The organism is Haematomicrobium sanguinis DSM 21259, from assembly GCF_000688395.1.
Lineage (GTDB): Bacteria > Actinomycetota > Actinomycetes > Actinomycetales > Micrococcaceae > Haematomicrobium > Haematomicrobium sanguinis.
Window position 1 is genome coordinate 20,826 of record NZ_JIAG01000013.1, and the last position, 15,371, is coordinate 36,196.

14 protein-coding genes, 1 tRNA gene and 2 riboswitches are annotated in these 15,371 nt (G+C 62.4%); of the genes, 9 read left to right on the forward strand and 6 right to left on the reverse strand.

The features are described 5' to 3' along the window. Positions 1–14: 14 nt before the first annotated feature. From O148_RS0111525 to O148_RS0111535, 3 genes are all read right to left on the reverse strand, one after another. Positions 15–1,484, reverse strand: coding sequence for a sensor histidine kinase (locus O148_RS0111525; protein ID WP_035745967.1), 1,470 nt, complete (start codon positions 1,482–1,484; stop codon positions 15–17). 8 nt (positions 1,485–1,492) lie between these two features. Beyond that, entirely contained in the window at positions 1,493–2,203 is a 711-nt protein-coding gene (locus tag O148_RS0111530; protein ID WP_035745990.1) for a response regulator transcription factor, read from the reverse strand. Positions 2,204–2,278: 75 nt separating this feature from the next. After that, complete coding sequence (locus O148_RS0111535; RefSeq protein WP_157374627.1) at positions 2,279–2,530, reverse strand: hypothetical protein; 252 nt, start codon at positions 2,528–2,530, stop codon at positions 2,279–2,281. 234 nt (positions 2,531–2,764) lie between these two features. Between O148_RS0111535 and O148_RS0111540 the strand changes: the two genes are divergently transcribed. Next, positions 2,765–3,145, forward strand: a complete 381-nt coding sequence (locus tag O148_RS0111540; protein ID WP_026531043.1) for a cold-shock protein — start codon at positions 2,765–2,767, stop codon at positions 3,143–3,145. 21 nt (positions 3,146–3,166) lie between these two features. Continuing rightward, positions 3,167–3,709 carry a DUF3027 domain-containing protein gene (locus tag O148_RS16310; RefSeq protein ID WP_051620146.1) on the forward strand — a complete coding sequence of 181 codons (543 nt, stop codon included), beginning with the start codon at positions 3,167–3,169 and terminating at the stop codon, positions 3,707–3,709. A 24-nt stretch (positions 3,710–3,733) separates the two neighbouring features. Here the strand turns inward: O148_RS16310 and serC are convergent, their stop codons facing one another. Beyond that, complete coding sequence (gene serC, locus O148_RS0111550) at positions 3,734–4,861, reverse strand: phosphoserine transaminase (RefSeq protein WP_026531044.1); 1,128 nt, start codon at positions 4,859–4,861, stop codon at positions 3,734–3,736. Positions 4,862–5,005: 144 nt separating this feature from the next. On the opposite strand from serC, the gene O148_RS0111555 reads away from it, so the two are divergent. The 4 genes from O148_RS0111555 to O148_RS0111570 all read left to right on the forward strand — a co-directional run bounded on the left by O148_RS0111555 (position 5,006) and on the right by O148_RS0111570 (position 8,615). Then, positions 5,006–5,710, forward strand: a complete 705-nt coding sequence (locus O148_RS0111555; protein WP_026531045.1) for an iron-dependent transcriptional repressor DtxR — start codon at positions 5,006–5,008, stop codon at positions 5,708–5,710. 120 nt (positions 5,711–5,830) lie between these two features. Beyond that, a riboswitch (cyclic di-AMP (ydaO/yuaA leader) is annotated at positions 5,831–6,039 on the forward strand. Further along, positions 6,040–6,834 (forward strand): M23 family metallopeptidase, encoded by a 795-nt coding sequence (locus tag O148_RS0111560; protein ID WP_051620147.1) that lies wholly within the window; start codon positions 6,040–6,042, stop codon positions 6,832–6,834. Between the two features lie 124 nt (positions 6,835–6,958). Further along, a riboswitch (cyclic di-AMP (ydaO/yuaA leader) is annotated at positions 6,959–7,119 on the forward strand. Continuing rightward, positions 7,119–7,889, forward strand: coding sequence for a hypothetical protein (locus tag O148_RS0111565; RefSeq protein WP_026531047.1), 771 nt, complete (start codon positions 7,119–7,121; stop codon positions 7,887–7,889). Its footprint overlaps the riboswitch before it by 1 nt. Positions 7,890–8,114: 225 nt before the next feature. Then, positions 8,115–8,615, forward strand: a complete 501-nt coding sequence (locus tag O148_RS0111570) for an HNH endonuclease (protein ID WP_026531048.1) — start codon at positions 8,115–8,117, stop codon at positions 8,613–8,615. Positions 8,616–8,699: 84 nt separating this feature from the next. On the opposite strand, the gene O148_RS0111575 is transcribed toward O148_RS0111570, so the two are convergent. Further along, a tRNA-Arg gene (locus O148_RS0111575) sits at positions 8,700–8,776 on the reverse strand. Between the two features lie 442 nt (positions 8,777–9,218). Here O148_RS0111575 and O148_RS16315 point away from each other — a divergent pair. Beyond that, positions 9,219–10,835 (forward strand): beta-N-acetylhexosaminidase, encoded by a 1,617-nt coding sequence (locus O148_RS16315; RefSeq protein ID WP_051620148.1) that lies wholly within the window; start codon positions 9,219–9,221, stop codon positions 10,833–10,835. A gap of 101 nt (positions 10,836–10,936) precedes the next feature. On the opposite strand, the gene O148_RS0111585 is transcribed toward O148_RS16315, so the two are convergent. Beyond that, positions 10,937–11,587, reverse strand: coding sequence for a hypothetical protein (locus O148_RS0111585; RefSeq protein WP_026531049.1), 651 nt, complete (start codon positions 11,585–11,587; stop codon positions 10,937–10,939). Between the two features lie 35 nt (positions 11,588–11,622). Between O148_RS0111585 and pcrA the strand changes: the two genes are divergently transcribed. Further along, entirely contained in the window at positions 11,623–13,980 is a 2,358-nt protein-coding gene (gene pcrA / locus O148_RS0111590; RefSeq protein ID WP_157374628.1) for a DNA helicase PcrA, read from the forward strand. Positions 13,981–14,183: 203 nt separating this feature from the next. Beyond that, positions 14,184–15,350 carry an ADP-forming succinate--CoA ligase subunit beta gene (gene sucC, locus O148_RS0111595; RefSeq protein WP_026531051.1) on the forward strand — a complete coding sequence of 389 codons (1,167 nt, stop codon included), beginning with the start codon at positions 14,184–14,186 and terminating at the stop codon, positions 15,348–15,350. Positions 15,351–15,371 lie beyond the last annotated feature (21 nt).

The window sequence follows — 15,371 nt, forward strand, 5'->3', positions numbered from 1 at the left end:
TGCCAACCCGGCGCTTAGGCGAGTTCGCCCTCTGGGGAGGCATCGCCGTCGTCCTTCACATGGGGGAGACGAATCGACAAGGTGGCCCCGCCGCCCGGAGTGTCGGTGAGCCGCACGCTGCCATCGTGCTGGGCGACAAGCGCGGCAACAATTGCCAGACCAAGGCCGGTGCCGCCGGTTTCTCTGGTGCGCGAGGTGTCCGCGCGGTAGAAGCGCTCGAAGACGCGCGCCGCGTCCGCCTCGCTGATGCCCGGACCGTGGTCGCGGATTTCCAAAACCGCATCCGAGTGGCCATGCAAAACCTGCTGCACCCCCACGGCGATCTCGATCGGCGAACCCTCCGGGGTGTACCTGAGTGCGTTCGTCAGCAGGTTCGCGACGACCTGCCGCAACCGCGCCTCATCTCCGACCGTGGTCGCCGAGACGGGTTTGGGCCCATCTAAGCCCACAACCGTGACTTCGCGATCCGGGGCGCTAGCCTTCGCGTCGAGGGCGGCGTCATTGCCAAGCAAGAGCAGGTCCACCGGTTTGGCCTCGAGCGGGCGCTGTTCATCGATGCGCGCCAACATGAGCAGATCCTCGACGAGCTGCCCCATGCGCTTGGCTTCGCTTTCGATGCGCCCCATGGCCTCGGCGACGTTCTCTTCCTGAGGCAACCCGCCGTGGCGGTACAACTCGGAAAAACCGCGGATGGTGACCAGCGGGGTTCGTAATTCGTGCGAAGCGTCGGCCACAAAACGGCGCATTTTGGCTTCGGACTCGCTCCGGGCGGCAAAGGCGTTCTCAATATGGGCGAGCATCGCGTTCAGCGAACGGGACAGCCGCCCGATTTCGGTCGCAGGGTTGCTCACCTCAACGCGTCGCGACAGATCTCCCGCGGCAATGGCGGCGGCGGTCCGCTCCACGCGGCGAAGCGGAACGAAGGCTCGCGAGACCGCCAAGTACGCGATTCCGGAGGCCACAAAAATGGCGATGACGCCGGTGATGGAGATGAAAATGGCGGCCTGATCTACCGCACGGTTAACGTTTTGCAGGCTGTATGAGACCAAGACGGAATTGCCGCCCTGGAGCGGGGTGATGATGGTTCGCCACCCGGCAGAGCCCTTCTCCTTGCCGGGCAAGGTGAACGGGAGACCCTTGGCTTTGTCGACAAATTGCGTGTCGAGGCCCGGTGGGAGGACCGGTTCATCGTCGGTGTAGGTCGGGATGACGTTGATGACGCTGCCGTCCGGGGCGATCAAAGCCGCATAGTAGTTATCGCCGAATTGGATTTGTTTGGGGGTATCGATCGAAGAATTTATGGGTTGCAACGCTTGGGCCATGCGCAGGGTGTTGCTCTTAATGTCGGTTTCGGCCTGGCTGACTAGGGTGCCTCGCAACAGCGCGATGGTGATAAAACCGGTAAAACCAATGATGACCACCATGAGAAGGGTCATGATGGTCACCAGTTGGGACCTCAGCGAGGTGTTTTTCCAAAAGCGCATAGACGCAATTATCGCTTGTCGGTACTCCGCAGCAGATATCCGACGCCGCGCTTGGTTTGAATCATCGGCTCCCAGTCCGGATTCGAATCGATCTTGCGGCGAAGGTAGGAGATATAGGACTCCACGATGGATGCATCGCCGTTGAAGTCGTACTCCCAGACGTGGTCAAGGATCTGCGACTTGGAGAGCACCCGGTTGGGGTTCATCATCAGGTAGCGCAGCAGTTTGAACTCGGTGGGGGAGAGGTCGATGACTTCTCCCGCTCGGCGAACCTCATGCGCGTCGTCATCGAGCTCAAGGTCGTCAACGCGCACCACGGCGTCATCCTCTTCCAGGGGCGCGGTGCGGCGCAACACGGCGCGGATGCGGGCAACCACCTCATCCAGGCTGAACGGCTTGGTGACATAGTCATCGCCGCCGACCGTCAGTCCGGTGACCTTGTCTTCGGTGTCATCCCGAGCGGTGAGAAACAGCACCGGGAAGTGCTTGCCCGCGGCCCGCAAGCGGCGGGTGACGGTGAACCCGTCCATGTCCGGGAGCATTACGTCCAAGACGGCGAGATCGGGGTTATGGGATTCGGCCGCGGCAAGGGCATCGCGCCCGGTGCCTGCGGCAACAACGTCAAAGCCGGCAAAGCGCAAAGAAGTTGAGAGCAACTCGCGAATATTGGGCTCATCATCAACAACAAGAAGCTTGGCTTCGGGTCCAGTCTTTTTCATCACAACCACTAGTATTCACCCAGAAACTGAATGTTGACTGGACGCCTCTGATGTAAATGCCATACGCAAGCTGTTCTATTGGCGGGCGTGCGCTGAGTCCTTGCGGGCGCGGCGCATCAGGATCGATATGGCGATCACACCGGCCAAGAGCACAAAGGACCAGGGCAGGCACCATGTCACCAAACCAATCGAGAGCGGCGTGACCTCGGTGCCGGCCGCGGCGGCAATGAGGATCCAGGCCAACGCCGCTACACCGATCAATGCAAGAATTCCGGCGAGGACCGCGAGCACGAGGCGCACGGTCGCCAACAATGAACGTGACTTCATGACGTCAACGCTACCGGCACCACGGCTTAAGCTGATGGCAAAGTGCGGCGAGGTTCGCCCAGACGCCAGGGGCTGTACTGTAGTTAAAGCAGACTTTTTGCGCGAGGCTACACCCTGCCCTGTTTTAGCTTGCGCTCCTCAGGTTATTTGCTGAGAGGTGCCAGGGGGGAAACGGTTGCGGGTGCAAGCACGCAGGTTAGAGAGGGCGCATGCCCTAGAAGATGAGGTACCGCCATGCCAACTGGCAAAGTGAAGTTTTTCGACGCCGAAAAGGGTTTCGGATTCCTGGCCGCCGATGACGGTCAAGAAGTGTTCCTGCACGCATCCGCCCTTCCTAGCGGTGTCACCGACGTTAAAGCCGGAACCCGTGTGGAGTTCGGAATTGCGGATGGCCGCAAGGGGGCGCAGGCGCTCTCGGTGCGGTTGCTGGAAGCGCCGTCGGTAGTGCGCGCCCAACGCAAACCCGCAGATGAGTTCGCCACCATCGTCGAAGATGTCATCAAGATGCTGGATGATCTCTCCAACGGCCTGCGCAAGGGCCGTTACCCGGACCGTTCCCACTCCAGCAAGGTGGCCACCGTGCTGCGCCGCGTCGCCGATGATCTGGACGCATAAGAGCCTCAGGGCGAGAAGCTAATGCCTCCACGTAAGACGCACAAGAGCGATCACATCCTGGCCGCGGCCACGGATAAGGCTCGCTCTGCCATCCTGGAAATCACCGCGGAAAACACGCTGGGCGCGCACCGTGACTATGTTCAAGAGTCCGAGCGCATCGGCACCCACCGCTTTGAGAACAACCTCGCCGGATACCGCGGCTGGGTGTGGTTTGCCACCGTGACACGTGTGCCTCGAGGCAAGGAAGCCACGGTCAGCGAGGTGGGCTTGATCCCCAGTGACGGTGCTCTACTGGCGCCGGACTGGGTGCCCTGGTCTCAGCGAGTTCGCCCGGAGGACCTCGAGCCCGCGCACGCCGACGGCGATGTGCCGCTAAGCGCTGATACCGACTCTGAAGGCGCACAGGCCGAAGACGGCAAAGGCACTGCGCCGAGTGAGGCCGACGCAGCGGCGACCAGCCCCGACGGCGCCGACGATGACCTCGACGATGACGTGGAAGACGTCGAAGACATCGAGGAATTCAAGGCCGCCAAGCGCAATCCGCGCAGACGCCGTCGCCGTTAGACGGTGAGACAGCGGGGCCGCCGGTCAGCCTTGCAGCTGACCCACAACATAGTCAATGCTGGCCAGGAGCGCCGAAACGTCCTCGGGCTCGATGGCCACAAAGGTGGCAATGCGCAATTGGTTGCGCCCTAGTTTGCGGTACGGTTCCACGTCCACGATCCCGTTAGCGCGCAACACCTTCGCCACGGCGGCGGCATCCACGGCGTCGTCAAAGTCCACCGTGCACACCACCTGGGACCGGTCTGAAGCGGCCTCGACGTACGGACGGGCGAAATCTGAGGTCTCGGCCCACTCATAGACCCGCGAAGACGAGTCTCTGGTCCGCCCATCGGCAAATGCCATGCCGCCGCTCTCATTGAGCCATGTCACTTGATCCGCCAGAGAGACCAGGGTTGTCAAGGACGGAGTGTTGTAGGTCTGGCGTTGCCGCGAATTATCCACCGCTAACTTGAGACTCAAGAAGTCCGGGATCCAGCGCGATTCCGCCTTGGCCACACGAGCAACACGCTCCAGTGCGGCCGGTGAAAAGAGGGCCAACCACAGCCCGCCATCGGACGCGAAATTCTTTTGCGGGGCAAAGTAGTACACGTCGGTTTGAGACGCGTCCACCGCAACACCGCCGGCGGCCGAGGTCGCATCCACGACCATCAACGCGCCCTCATCCACTCCCGCGACCCGCTCCACCGGCGCCATCACACCGGTGGATGTTTCGTTATGCGGCCACGCATACACATCGGCGCCGGGCACCGCTTCAAAGGCGGGCCGCGTTCCCGGTTCGCTGGAGAGCACCACCGAATCCTCAAGGAACGGTGCGGCGGAGGTCTCCTTGGCGAACTTGGACCCAAACTCGCCAAAGGACAAGTGAGCGGCCCGTTGCGAAACCAGCCCAAAAGTAGCCGCGTCCCAAAATGCGGTCGAACCGCCGACGCCCAACACCACCTCATAGTCGGAAGGGGCTTGGAAGAAGTCCAACAGCCCATCTTGGACCCGTCCCACAAGCTCGCGGACCGGCGCTTGCCGGTGCGAGGTGCCGAGCAAGCGAGGCTGGGCCGCGGCAACAGCGCTCACCTGGGCGTCTCGCACCTTTGACGGCCCGGAACCAAAGCGCCCGTCGCGGGGCAACAGGTGGGCAGGGATGGTGATATCAGGCATGAGGTCTCCCAAGATTGTGCGCGGTACCTAACCGATTCTGCCTCAGGAAATGAAAGGCACGCCATTTTCCGTTACCTTTATTGAGAATAGTTCGTTTTTAGCGGTGGACACGTGTGCCACCTGGCCGAAGGAGCTCCGTAAGCCGTGACCGATCTTATAGACACCACCGAGATGTACCTGAAGAGCATCTTGGAACTTGAGGAAGAGAACATCACCGCTCTGCGCGCGCGCATCGCCGAGCGGTTGCGGCACTCCGGGCCCACCGTTTCACAAACCATCGGTCGCATGGAGCGTGACGGCCTGGTGGTCGTCAGCGGCGACCGGCACCTGGAGCTCACGCCCGAGGGTCGGCGGCGCGCGGTCGAAGTGATGCGCAAGCATCGCCTCACCGAGCGGCTGCTTTCCGACGTGATTGGCTTGGAGTGGGCGTACGTGCACGATGAAGCGTGCCGTTGGGAACACGTGATGAGCGAGCGGGTGGAACGTCGACTGTTCGACATGCTGGGCCAGCCGGATCACTCGCCCTACGGAAACCCCATCCCGGGCCTCGAAGAATTAGGTGGTACCGCTGCCCCCGCCTTCGATCCGAACCTGCGCACGCTCTTGGAAGTGATGGAGACCTACCAAAACGGCGACAAGGTTATCGTCAAGCGCCTGAGCGAGCCGATCCAAGTGGAGCCCGAGCTCTTGACCCAACTCGACGAGGGCGGCATTAAGCCGGGCGCGGATGTGAACTTGGCCATGGCCGGCGAGTACGTCTCGGTGCGCGTCCCCGGCATTGAAGGCGCACTGGAGCTACCGCCAGAAGTCGCGGTTCACGTCTTTGTAGAGCACCAGGCTGGGAGCTGAGGGCCGGCACCCAACCCGGGCAACGCCGTCGTACTTTTCCACAAAAAGTTTTATAACGAAATTGTAACTGTGAGACCAAGCCGTTATAGTTGCTTGTGGATGTCGACACCGTGACATCACTTCCTTGGCACGCCGAGCCCTGTCGGCCGGGGTCGAATTGAGCCAGAAGACAGGGGCGGGGGAACCACACTTTTGACGCGAATCGCCGCGTCTTGGGGTGAAGTTCCGCTTCGGTGCCAGACGCGAAAGCTAGGCGCCCGTTGGCGGAACCGAGGTGAACCTGCCTCGAATCCGACAGCTAACCTCGTAGGTGAAAAGGAAGAGGAACTTTGTCTAAGCATTCGGCCTACGCGCACACACCCCACGGTGACGCGTACCCAGAATTGCCTAGCCGCCGGCAGATCCATCAGACGCCGCGGCGGGCCAAGCTAGACGCAACCCGTTCGCCCAAGAAATCCTTCAACGCTTCGGCCACCTCGCAAAAGGTGGCCATGGTCGCTGCAGTTTCCGGTCTCGCTTTGACCGCGGCGCTGCCGACCACCGCCGCCGTCTCGGCCGACGGGGAAAACCCGCAGCGCCAGCAGATCACCCCGGAAAGCCTTGAAGTTACCGCGGACCCCAACGCGTCATTGCAGCTTTCGAAGCCGTCAGAGATCACCAAGGTGGATCCTGACCAACAATTGCGAAGCATCGTGAGCGCTTCGGCGGCGAAGGTCACCCCAGAAGCCTCCAAGGGCACGCTGGACTTCCCGCTGAACACCCCGATGCAAATCAACTCCCCCTTCGGGCCGCGTGTTGCGCCGGTAGGCGGAGTCTCAAATTTCCACAACGGGCTGGACCTCCAGGCGGCATGCGGCGTGAGCGTCGACGCCGCCGCCGAGGGCACCGTGAAGTCGGCCGGGTGGGATAACACCGGGTACGGCAATCGAGTCGTGGTAGATCACGGCAACGGTTTGGAAACCACCTACAACCACATGTCATCCGTCGCCGTGAAAGTTGGCGATAAGGTGTCGCGCGGTCAGCAGGTGGGAAGCGCAGGGACCACCGGTGCCTCCACCGGGTGCCACTTGCACTTCGAAGTACAGGTTAATGGCGAGACCATTGACCCGCTGAAGTGGCTCTAAGCCGCAGGGATGACACGACCGTAACCGGAATGTGACATTTCAACCAAAATGTTATAACCTCATAATCGTGCCTCATTCGAAATGATGAGGCGCACCGGAGTAGCAAGCCGAGCTCTGCCACTACATCCGGTTCCCGTTCACTTCTATGACGGCAGAGACGGGGGAACCACTTCTGGTCTTCCTCACACGAAGAAGCCCTTGGGGTTAAGTCAGGTGCACTATGCCTGGCCGGATGTCTCCCATCCGAACCCGACAGCTCACCTCGTAGGCTCAAGGAGAACACATTGGCTACATCTAAGCTTGGTCGTCACAGCGCGGGCCGCGCCACCATGATGACCTCAATTACCAAGGCTGTTGCTGGTAACGCTGGTTCCTTTGGGCGCCAAGCAGCTGTGGTCGCCGCCGCATCCGGTTTGGCACTGACCGCAGCCGTTCCAGCTAACGCTGACGCTCCCGCCCTCAAGCGCGAGGCGACCGAGGCCGTTGCCCTCGCCGCTCCGTCCGTCGCTTCGAGCGCTGTGACCGCAGACGTCAAGGCAGCTCCCGCATTCTTCAGCGCACCGGTGACCGTTGAGGCCGCACCGGAGCCTGTCATCACCCCGCAGTCCGCTCCGGCGACCGCGCAGACTGCTCCCGCCCCGCAGGGCGGACAGTCGGCTCAGCAGGGCAACCAGGGCCAGCAGGCCGCTCCGAAGCAGGAGGCCGCTCCGGCCCCGGCTCCGCAGGGTGGATCCGCCGCCGCTTCCGGCCTTGTGGCCGCTGCCTATGGTCAGCTCGGCGTGGTGCAGGATTGCACCAAGCTGGTCGAGAACGCTCTCGCTTCCATCGGCCGTCCGGTTGGCGATCTCGCTCCGATGCAGTTCGGCGTTGCGGGAACCGTCGTTTCCGATCTGCAGCCCGGTGACATCCTGATGCAGCCCGGCCACGTGTCCATCTACGTCGGCAACGGCCAGGTCATCAGCTCCAACTGGTACCCCGCCGGCGGCAGCACCGTTGTTCACCCCTACAGCTACTTGTCTGCAGGCGGCCCAATCACCATTGTGCGCGTGAGCTAACACGAACACTGTTTTCCAGGAGGTCTCATCCCGCGTGACGGGGTGGGGCCTCTTCGGTTTAACGGGCATCTCGGAATGACCGGCGGATGAATTCTTGGCGACACGCCCCACCCTGGGGGCCAGTGATTAGGAAAAGGGCCCACCTGCCCATAATCTAAGGTTGTTGATCCAATGAGTTGCGCTCGGGCGCACCGGCTCGGGCGCATCGACGGGCAAGGACCAGGTATGCGCACCTTAGTTCTGAATGCTGGATATGAACCGCTGGCGGTGGTCACCTTCCGCCGGGCGCTCGTTCTTGTCTTGACGGGCAAGGCGTCCGTCCTCGCCGAGGATCAAGAACCGGTCTTCAGCCCCACCACGATGGTCGCTCGCCCCTCCGTCATCCTCCTGAACCGCTACGTGAAGCTCCCGTACCGCGTCAATCAGACGGTCACCCGCCGCGGGGTCTTGCGCCGCGACGGCCACGAATGCGCGTACTGCGGCAAACACGCCACCACCGTGGATCACATTCACCCAAAGTCGCGCGGCGGGCGGGAAAGCTGGGAGAACCTGGTTGCCTGCTGCCTGAACTGCAACAACAAAAAGGGCGACCGCACCCTCGCGCAAATGGGCTGGAACCTGCGCGTCACACCGCGTGAGCCGCGCAGCCCGCACTGGGCGATCCGCGAACTCGAGCGCCCTCGAGACGAATGGTCAGATTTCTTGAAGGTTGGCTCGGCCGCCTAGTTACTTCCCTGAAGAACGACGGCGTTGCCCGCCATCGCGGCCGCCCGGAGCCTGGGCGCGGGGCTGGCAGAGCGATCCTGTTTCTGGTGCCCCGGGCCGGAATCGAACCGACGGCCTACCCTTTAGGAGAGGGTCGCTCTATCCTACTGAGCTACCGAGGCGTGCATGCTCGCTCCGTGGCGGAACGGGCGCGGCTAACAGTCTATCGCGAACGGTGCCGAGCAGTGTCGTCGCAGCGTCGTCGCAGTGTCGTCGCAGCGTCGCTACGGCCGCGCCCATCCAGTTTGTAGGGTTGTTTCGACATTTTAGGGTTGTATACCGCCCTATTTTGTCGAAACGGCCCTACAAAGTCGGGGCTCGCGGTGACCGGGACAGTGGCGAGGGAGTGGGCTCGCGGTGACCGGGACAGTGGGGCGGGAGTGCGCTCAGGGTGGGGCGGGAGTTGGGCACCGTGCGAGGCGAGTTTTGGAAACTTTCGGCGCGTCGTAGACATCCGATGAATTCCTGGTAAGAATGGGAAGACCTGCTCAATGCACATTCGCAATGCACACGCTCAGTGCACATTTCGAGCCAGGCAAACGCACACCCTACCGAGGAAAGAGAATGCCTCTTAGCATCCTGCCCCAACCCAAGGACCTGACCGAAACCGGCGAAAACTTCACCGTCACCGCCGAGACGACCATCCACGCCGACGAGACTGCGCTCCCCGTTGCCTGGCAACTCCACGATCTGATTGCCACGAGCACGGGGATCCGTCTCCCCGTGGAGAAGGCGACAAGCGGCCGGGGGGAGGCAACGCCGTCGAACATCATTGCTTTGCGCACGGTAGGTGAGGGAAACGAGGAGTCCTACACGCTCGCTGTGGACGCCAACGGCGTGGAGATCACTGCACCCAGCGGGGCCGGTTTCCAAAATGCGTTCGCGACGCTGATCCAACTGATGCCGGTGAGCGTGCTGCGGCAAGCCGGGAGCGCGGAAAGCGTGAGCGTGGCCGGTGTGCAGATCGCTGATGAGCCGAGCTACGGCTGGCGCGGATTCATGCTGGATCCGGCGCGGCACTTTTTGCCCAAAGAGTTCGTGATGCGGATGCTGGATATTGCGGCGCTGCTGAAGATGAACAAGATGCACTTTCACCTGACCGATGACCAAGGCTGGCGCATCGAGGTGCCGGGATGGCCCAAGCTCGTGGAGCAGGGCTCGTGGCGGCCAGAGACGGTGATTGGGCATGCGGGCAAGTCCGACCGCGATTTCGATGGGACGCCGCACGGCGGCTACTACACCACCGAGGACTTGCAGGAAATCGTCGCGTACGCTGCCGCCAGGAACATTGAGGTCGTGCCGGAGATCGACCTGCCCGGGCACATGGGGGCGGCGTTGCGGGCGTACCCGGAGCTTGGGATTCCCGGGACGATTGTCGAGCCGACCATCTGGGGGGTCTCCGACATGGTGCTCCGTCCCTCGCCCGAGGCGCTGCAGTTTGTGCAGGACGTGGTGGCGCACACGCTCACCATCTTCCCCGGCGAGTACATTCACTTGGGCGGCGACGAGGTGCCCAAGACCGGGTGGGAAAATGACGAGTATTCGCGCGGCCGGGTCGAGGAACTGGGCCTGAATTCGGTCGAGGAGCTACAGAACTGGTTCTTGAAGTCGTGCGTGGCGCAGGTGCGCGAGGCCGGGCGCAAGGCGATCTGCTGGGATGAGGCGCTGGAGGCGGACGGCATGCCCAAGGACACCGTGATCGCGGCGTGGCGGGTGTGGGGCGGCGGCGAAAACCGTCCGGATGTCCAAGCGCTGAAGGCCGGGCACCAGATTGTCAATTGCGCGCACGAATGGACCTACCTGGACGCCTATGCATCCGAGGACGCCGAGGAGCCGCTGAGCATTGGCGGGCTGCTGCCGGTAGAGAAGGTCGCCGAGTTTTCGCCGGTGCCTCCGGGAGTGTCCGAGGAAGAGGCTAGCCGCGTTCTGGGTCTGCAGGGGCAGCTGTGGAGCGAGTACATGAAGGACGGGCGCGCGGTGGAGTATCGGGCGTTTCCGCGCTTGTCGGTGCTGGCCGATATCGGTTGGGCTTCGCCCGAGGTGCGTGCGGCTCACCCCGTGGCGGATCGGTTGCCGGCGCACCTGGAACTCCTGGATGTGCTCGGGGTGAACTACCGGCCGCTTGCCGGGCCGCACCCGTGGCAGCAGGGCGGCACCGGGCGGTTGAACCGGAACACCTAGGCGCTGGACGGCGCGGCGGCGGTTTCGCAGGCGGGAGCGCCGCCAGTTCGCAGGCCCAAATTAGCAGGCCCAAATTAACAGTGCAGGCCCATATATGGGACTTAATTGTTAAATTGGGCCTGCGAACCTGTTTCAGGCTTCGGTCGGGGCAGAAACACGGCAACGAGCGCCGCGACGAGGGACAGCCCGAGCAAAATCCAGCGCGCCACGGTGAGCGCACTCGCCGCGGCCACCATCCCCGGATCTAGGGTCGCGGCGCCGAGCATCGAGTCAATGACCACGTTCTCGGTAATATCCACCACCGCAAACAGCACCACCGGCGCCCACAACAGCCAGCGCCACATCCGCGATGCGACTTGCGTGGAAATCAGCAGTAGCCAGGTTGCCGCGAAAATCAGGGGGAAGAGGGTGCCGGCGGTCTTGTGGATGAAACTGAGCTGTCCGCGGTCATCCTCATTCATGACGGCGCGCAACGCCTCGATGTCCGCCACCGAGTAGCCGCCCATTCGCGAATCCGGCATCGCAAGCCCGTCGCTCAACTGCGTCATCTGTTCGAGCGAATACAGGTGCAGGTAGGCAAAGAGCGCCAGCGAAATGACCGCGCCCGCGATCAGGACCATCCGCGCATTGCTCTGCGCCTTCGCCGGGGTGCGCCGCGTGGTCGGATTGATCGGTTGCGCGGAACTCGCCGCGGGGGCGCCGGTTGCGCGGTCGCCGTGTTTTGCCGCGCGCTGCGCTGGAGTTTTAGCCATGAGCACCATTATCCAACACCTAAACTAGAGGGAACATGGATATGATTTTTGACCCGTACTCAGACCGCAAAACTCCCGCCGCCACACCGGTTGCCGAGAGTTCGCGCGTGGATGGCTTGCTGACCGGGCTCAACCCGGAGCAGCAAGCGGCAGTGGAGTACGACGGCGGTCCCCTCCTCATCGTCGCAGGTGCGGGTTCGGGAAAAACCAGGGTGCTGACCCACCGGATCGCGTATTTGCTGGCTACCGGCAAGGCGCATCCGGGGGAAATCCTTGCTATCACCTTCACCAATAAGGCCGCGGCCGAAATGAAGGAGCGGACAGCGGCGCTCGTGGGGGAGGCCGCCAAAAACATGTGGGTCTCCACTTTCCACTCCTCATGTGTGCGCATCCTGCGGCGAGAAGCCAAGAACATTGGGAGGGCGTCCAACTTCAGTGTCTACGATTCGGCCGATTCGCTCCGCCTGATCACGCTCATCTCCAAAAACCTGGAACTGGACTCCAAGCGCTTCCCGGCCAAGGCGATTCAACACCGCATTTCCAGCCTTAAAAATGAACTCATCGATGAGGAAGACTTCGCGACCCAACACAACCATCAGGACCCCATGGATAGCGCGGTGGCGGACGTTTATAAGGAGTACATGCGTCGCTTGAATGCGGCTAACGCCATGGACTTTGATGACCTGATTGCCCAAGTGGTCTATATGTTCCGGGCGTTTCCGGCGATCGCGGACTACTACCGCCGTCGCTTCCGGTACGTGCTCATTGACGAGTACCAGGACACCAACCACGCGCAATATGCCTTGGTGCGTGAGATCACCAAAGCCCCGGAAACCATGGACGGGGTGCCGGCGGGTCAACTCACCGTTGTGGGCGACTCGGACCAGTCGATCTACGCCTTCCGCGGTGCCGACATCCGCAATATCGTCGAGTTTGAGCAAGACTACCCGGACGCGCACACCATCTTGTTGGAGCAGAATTACCGCTCCACCCAAAACATTTTGAACGCCGCCAACGCGGTGATTTCGCGGAACCCCGGCCGCAAGGACAAACGGCTGTGGACCGCAGAGGGCGCGGGCGCCAAAATCATCGGCTACGTGGGCGAGAACGAGCACGAAGAAGCAAAGTTCATCGCCGCCGAAATCGATAAGCTCGCCGATAAAGAGGGGATCAAACCTAAAGACGTTGCGGTCTTCTACCGCACCAACGCGCAAAGCCGCTCCCTCGAGGAAATCCTGATGCGCGTCGGCTTGCCCTACAAAGTGGTCGGCGGCACCAGGTTCTATGAGCGCAAGGAAATCAAGGATGCGCTCGCGTACTTGCGCACCGTGGCGAACCCGGATGACGATGTCAGCCTGCGCCGCATTTTCAACGAACCCAAACGCGGTCTGGGGGCGCGTGCCGAAGCCAGTGCCGCCGCTCTCGCGGATAGGGAGCGCATCTCCTTCATGGCGGCACTGCGCCGCGCCGAGGAAGCGCCCGGAATGGGCACCGCCGCCCTGAAAAAGATCAAAGAGTTCGTCACCTTGATCGATGACCTCAAGGAAGTGAGCGAAAGCTCCGGTCTTGTCGCGCTCCTGGAAGCGACCCTGGAGCAAACCGGATACTTGCGGATGCTCCGCGAATCGAAGGACCCGCAGGATGAGGGCCGGGTTGAGAACCTTTCCGAGCTCCTGGCAGTGGTGCGCGAGTACCTTGCCGAGAATCCCGAGGGCGATCTTGATTCCTTCCTGGAGCAAGTGTCGCTGGTCGCGGACGCGGACCAAGTGCCTAGCGAACCAGAAGCAATCGCACAGGGCGTGGTGACGCTCATGACCTTGCACACAGCCAAGGGGCTTGAGTTTCCGGTGGTGTTCGTCACCGGCATGGAGCTCGGCGTCTTCCCGCACCAGCGCTCGGCCACCGATGCGAAAGAAATGGCCGAAGAACGCCGCCTTGCGTACGTCGGCCTGACTCGCGCGCGGCAACGGCTCTACGTCACACGCTCGGAAATGCGCACGCTCTGGGGTCAAAGCCAATTCAACCCGCCGAGTCAATTCCTCGACGACATCCCCGCAGACCTGATTCACTGGGAGCGCGAGGGAACGTCGCGCAGCTTCGGGCGCATCGATTCCTCCCCGGACCGCCGCTTCAGCGGCTCCTTTTGGGGCGCTGGCGCGCCCGGAGGAACGACGGCGAGTGGCTCGGTACCGCTCAAAACCAGCGTTGGGCGCGTGCAACCGGCCAAGGAAGTCATTGACCTGGACGTCGGGGACGAGGTCGAGCACAAGTCCTTTGGCCGCGGCAAGGTCATCGCCATGGAAGGTTCCGGTGACAAGGCGATCGCCAAGGTGAGCTTCCCGGTGGGGGAGAAGCGGCTCATGCTCCGCTACGCGCCGCTGACCAAGGTCTAACCGGCGCCCGAACGGGGCCCTCGGTGGTTGGCGCGAAACGCGGGGACGGCGTGTGGGGTTGGTCACGAAAATCGCCTCGGGTTCTGCAATGGGCGTCGAAAGTACTAGAGTTCCAAGGAGAGGCCCGCGGGTTCAGCTATGCGGGTTCACACCGTACTCGGTAGTGCACAAAGCGACTACTTCGACGTAGAAGGAATAAGACCTTGGATCTGTTTGAATACCAAGCGCGCGATCTCTTCGAGGCACACGGTGTACCCGTGCTTGCCGGCATCGTGGCGCAAACTCCTGAAGAAGCGAAAGCTGCCGCCGAGAAGATCGGCGGCGTTGTTGTTGTCAAGGCACAAGTCAAGGTCGGCGGCCGCGGTAAGGCAGGCGGCGTGAAGGTTGCCAAGACCCCGGACGAGGCCTACGAATACGCCAAGCAAATTCTCGGCATGGACATCAAGGGCCATACCGTGAACACCGTCATGATCGCCCAGGGCGCAGACATTGCCGAGGAATACTACTTCTCGGTGTTGCTCGACCGCGCGAACCGCAACTACTTGGCTATGTGCTCGGTCGAGGGCGGCATGGAGATTGAACAGCTCGCGGTCGAGCGCCCCGAAGCGCTCGCCAAGGTTGCCATCGATCCGCTTGTGGGCATCGATGAGGCCAAGGCCAAGGAAATCGTGGAGGTGGCTGGTTTCGACGCGGAAACCGGGGCCAAGGTTGTTCCGGTGCTCGTCAAGCTCTACGACGTGTTCAAAGGCGAAGACGCCACCCTGGTCGAGGTCAACCCGCTGGTCAAGACCGGCGCCGGCGACATCCTGGCCCTGGATGGCAAGGTCACCCTGGATGAGAACGCCGACTTCCGCCACCCGCGCCACGCCGCCCTCGAGGACGCCGCATCGACGGATCCGCTGGAGGCCAAGGCCAAGGAAAGCGACCTCAACTACGTCAAATTGGACGGCGAAGTCGGCATCATCGGCAACGGCGCCGGGCTAGTCATGTCCACCCTGGACGTTGTCGCCTACGCCGGGGAGAAGAACGGCGGGGTCAAGCCCGCGAACTTCCTGGACATCGGCGGCGGAGCGTCCGCCGAGGTCATGGCCAATGGCCTCGACGTCATCCTGGGCGACCCGCAGGTCAAGAGCGTGTTTGTGAACGTCTTCGGCGGCATCACCGCGTGTGATGAGGTTGCCAAGGGCATCGTCGGCGCGCTCGCCGAACTCGGCTCCAGCGCGAACAAGCCGCTCGTGGTCCGCCTGGACGGAAACAAGGTGGAAGAGGGCCGCAAGATCCTCCAAGACGCCAACCACCCGCTTGTCACCCTGGCCGCAACCATGGACGAGGGCGCCGACAAGGCTGCCGCGCTCGCCAACGCCAACTAGGCCCAAAAGACGAGATAGAGA

Bases quoted from the DNA above. Each gene is read 5' to 3' on its own strand.
- O148_RS0111525 (WP_035745967.1), bottom strand. From the start codon at position 1,484: ATGCGCTTTTGGAAAAACACCTCGCTGAGGTCCCAACTGGTGACCATC.
- O148_RS0111530 (WP_035745990.1), bottom strand. From the start codon at position 2,203: ATGAAAAAGACTGGACCCGAAGCCAAGCTTCTTGTTGTTGATGATGAG.
- O148_RS0111535 (WP_157374627.1), bottom strand. From the start codon at position 2,530: ATGAAGTCACGTTCATTGTTGGCGACCGTGCGCCTCGTGCTCGCGGTC.
- O148_RS0111540 (WP_026531043.1), top strand. From the start codon at position 2,765: ATGCCAACTGGCAAAGTGAAGTTTTTCGACGCCGAAAAGGGTTTCGGA.
- O148_RS16310 (WP_051620146.1), top strand. From the start codon at position 3,167: ATGCCTCCACGTAAGACGCACAAGAGCGATCACATCCTGGCCGCGGCC.
- serC (WP_026531044.1), bottom strand. From the start codon at position 4,861: ATGCCTGATATCACCATCCCTGCCCACCTGTTGCCCCGCGACGGGCGC.
- O148_RS0111570 (WP_026531048.1), top strand. From the start codon at position 8,115: ATGCGCACCTTAGTTCTGAATGCTGGATATGAACCGCTGGCGGTGGTC.
- O148_RS16315 (WP_051620148.1), top strand. From the start codon at position 9,219: ATGCCTCTTAGCATCCTGCCCCAACCCAAGGACCTGACCGAAACCGGC.
- O148_RS0111585 (WP_026531049.1), bottom strand. From the start codon at position 11,587: ATGGCTAAAACTCCAGCGCAGCGCGCGGCAAAACACGGCGACCGCGCA.
- pcrA (WP_157374628.1), top strand. From the start codon at position 11,623: ATGGATATGATTTTTGACCCGTACTCAGACCGCAAAACTCCCGCCGCC.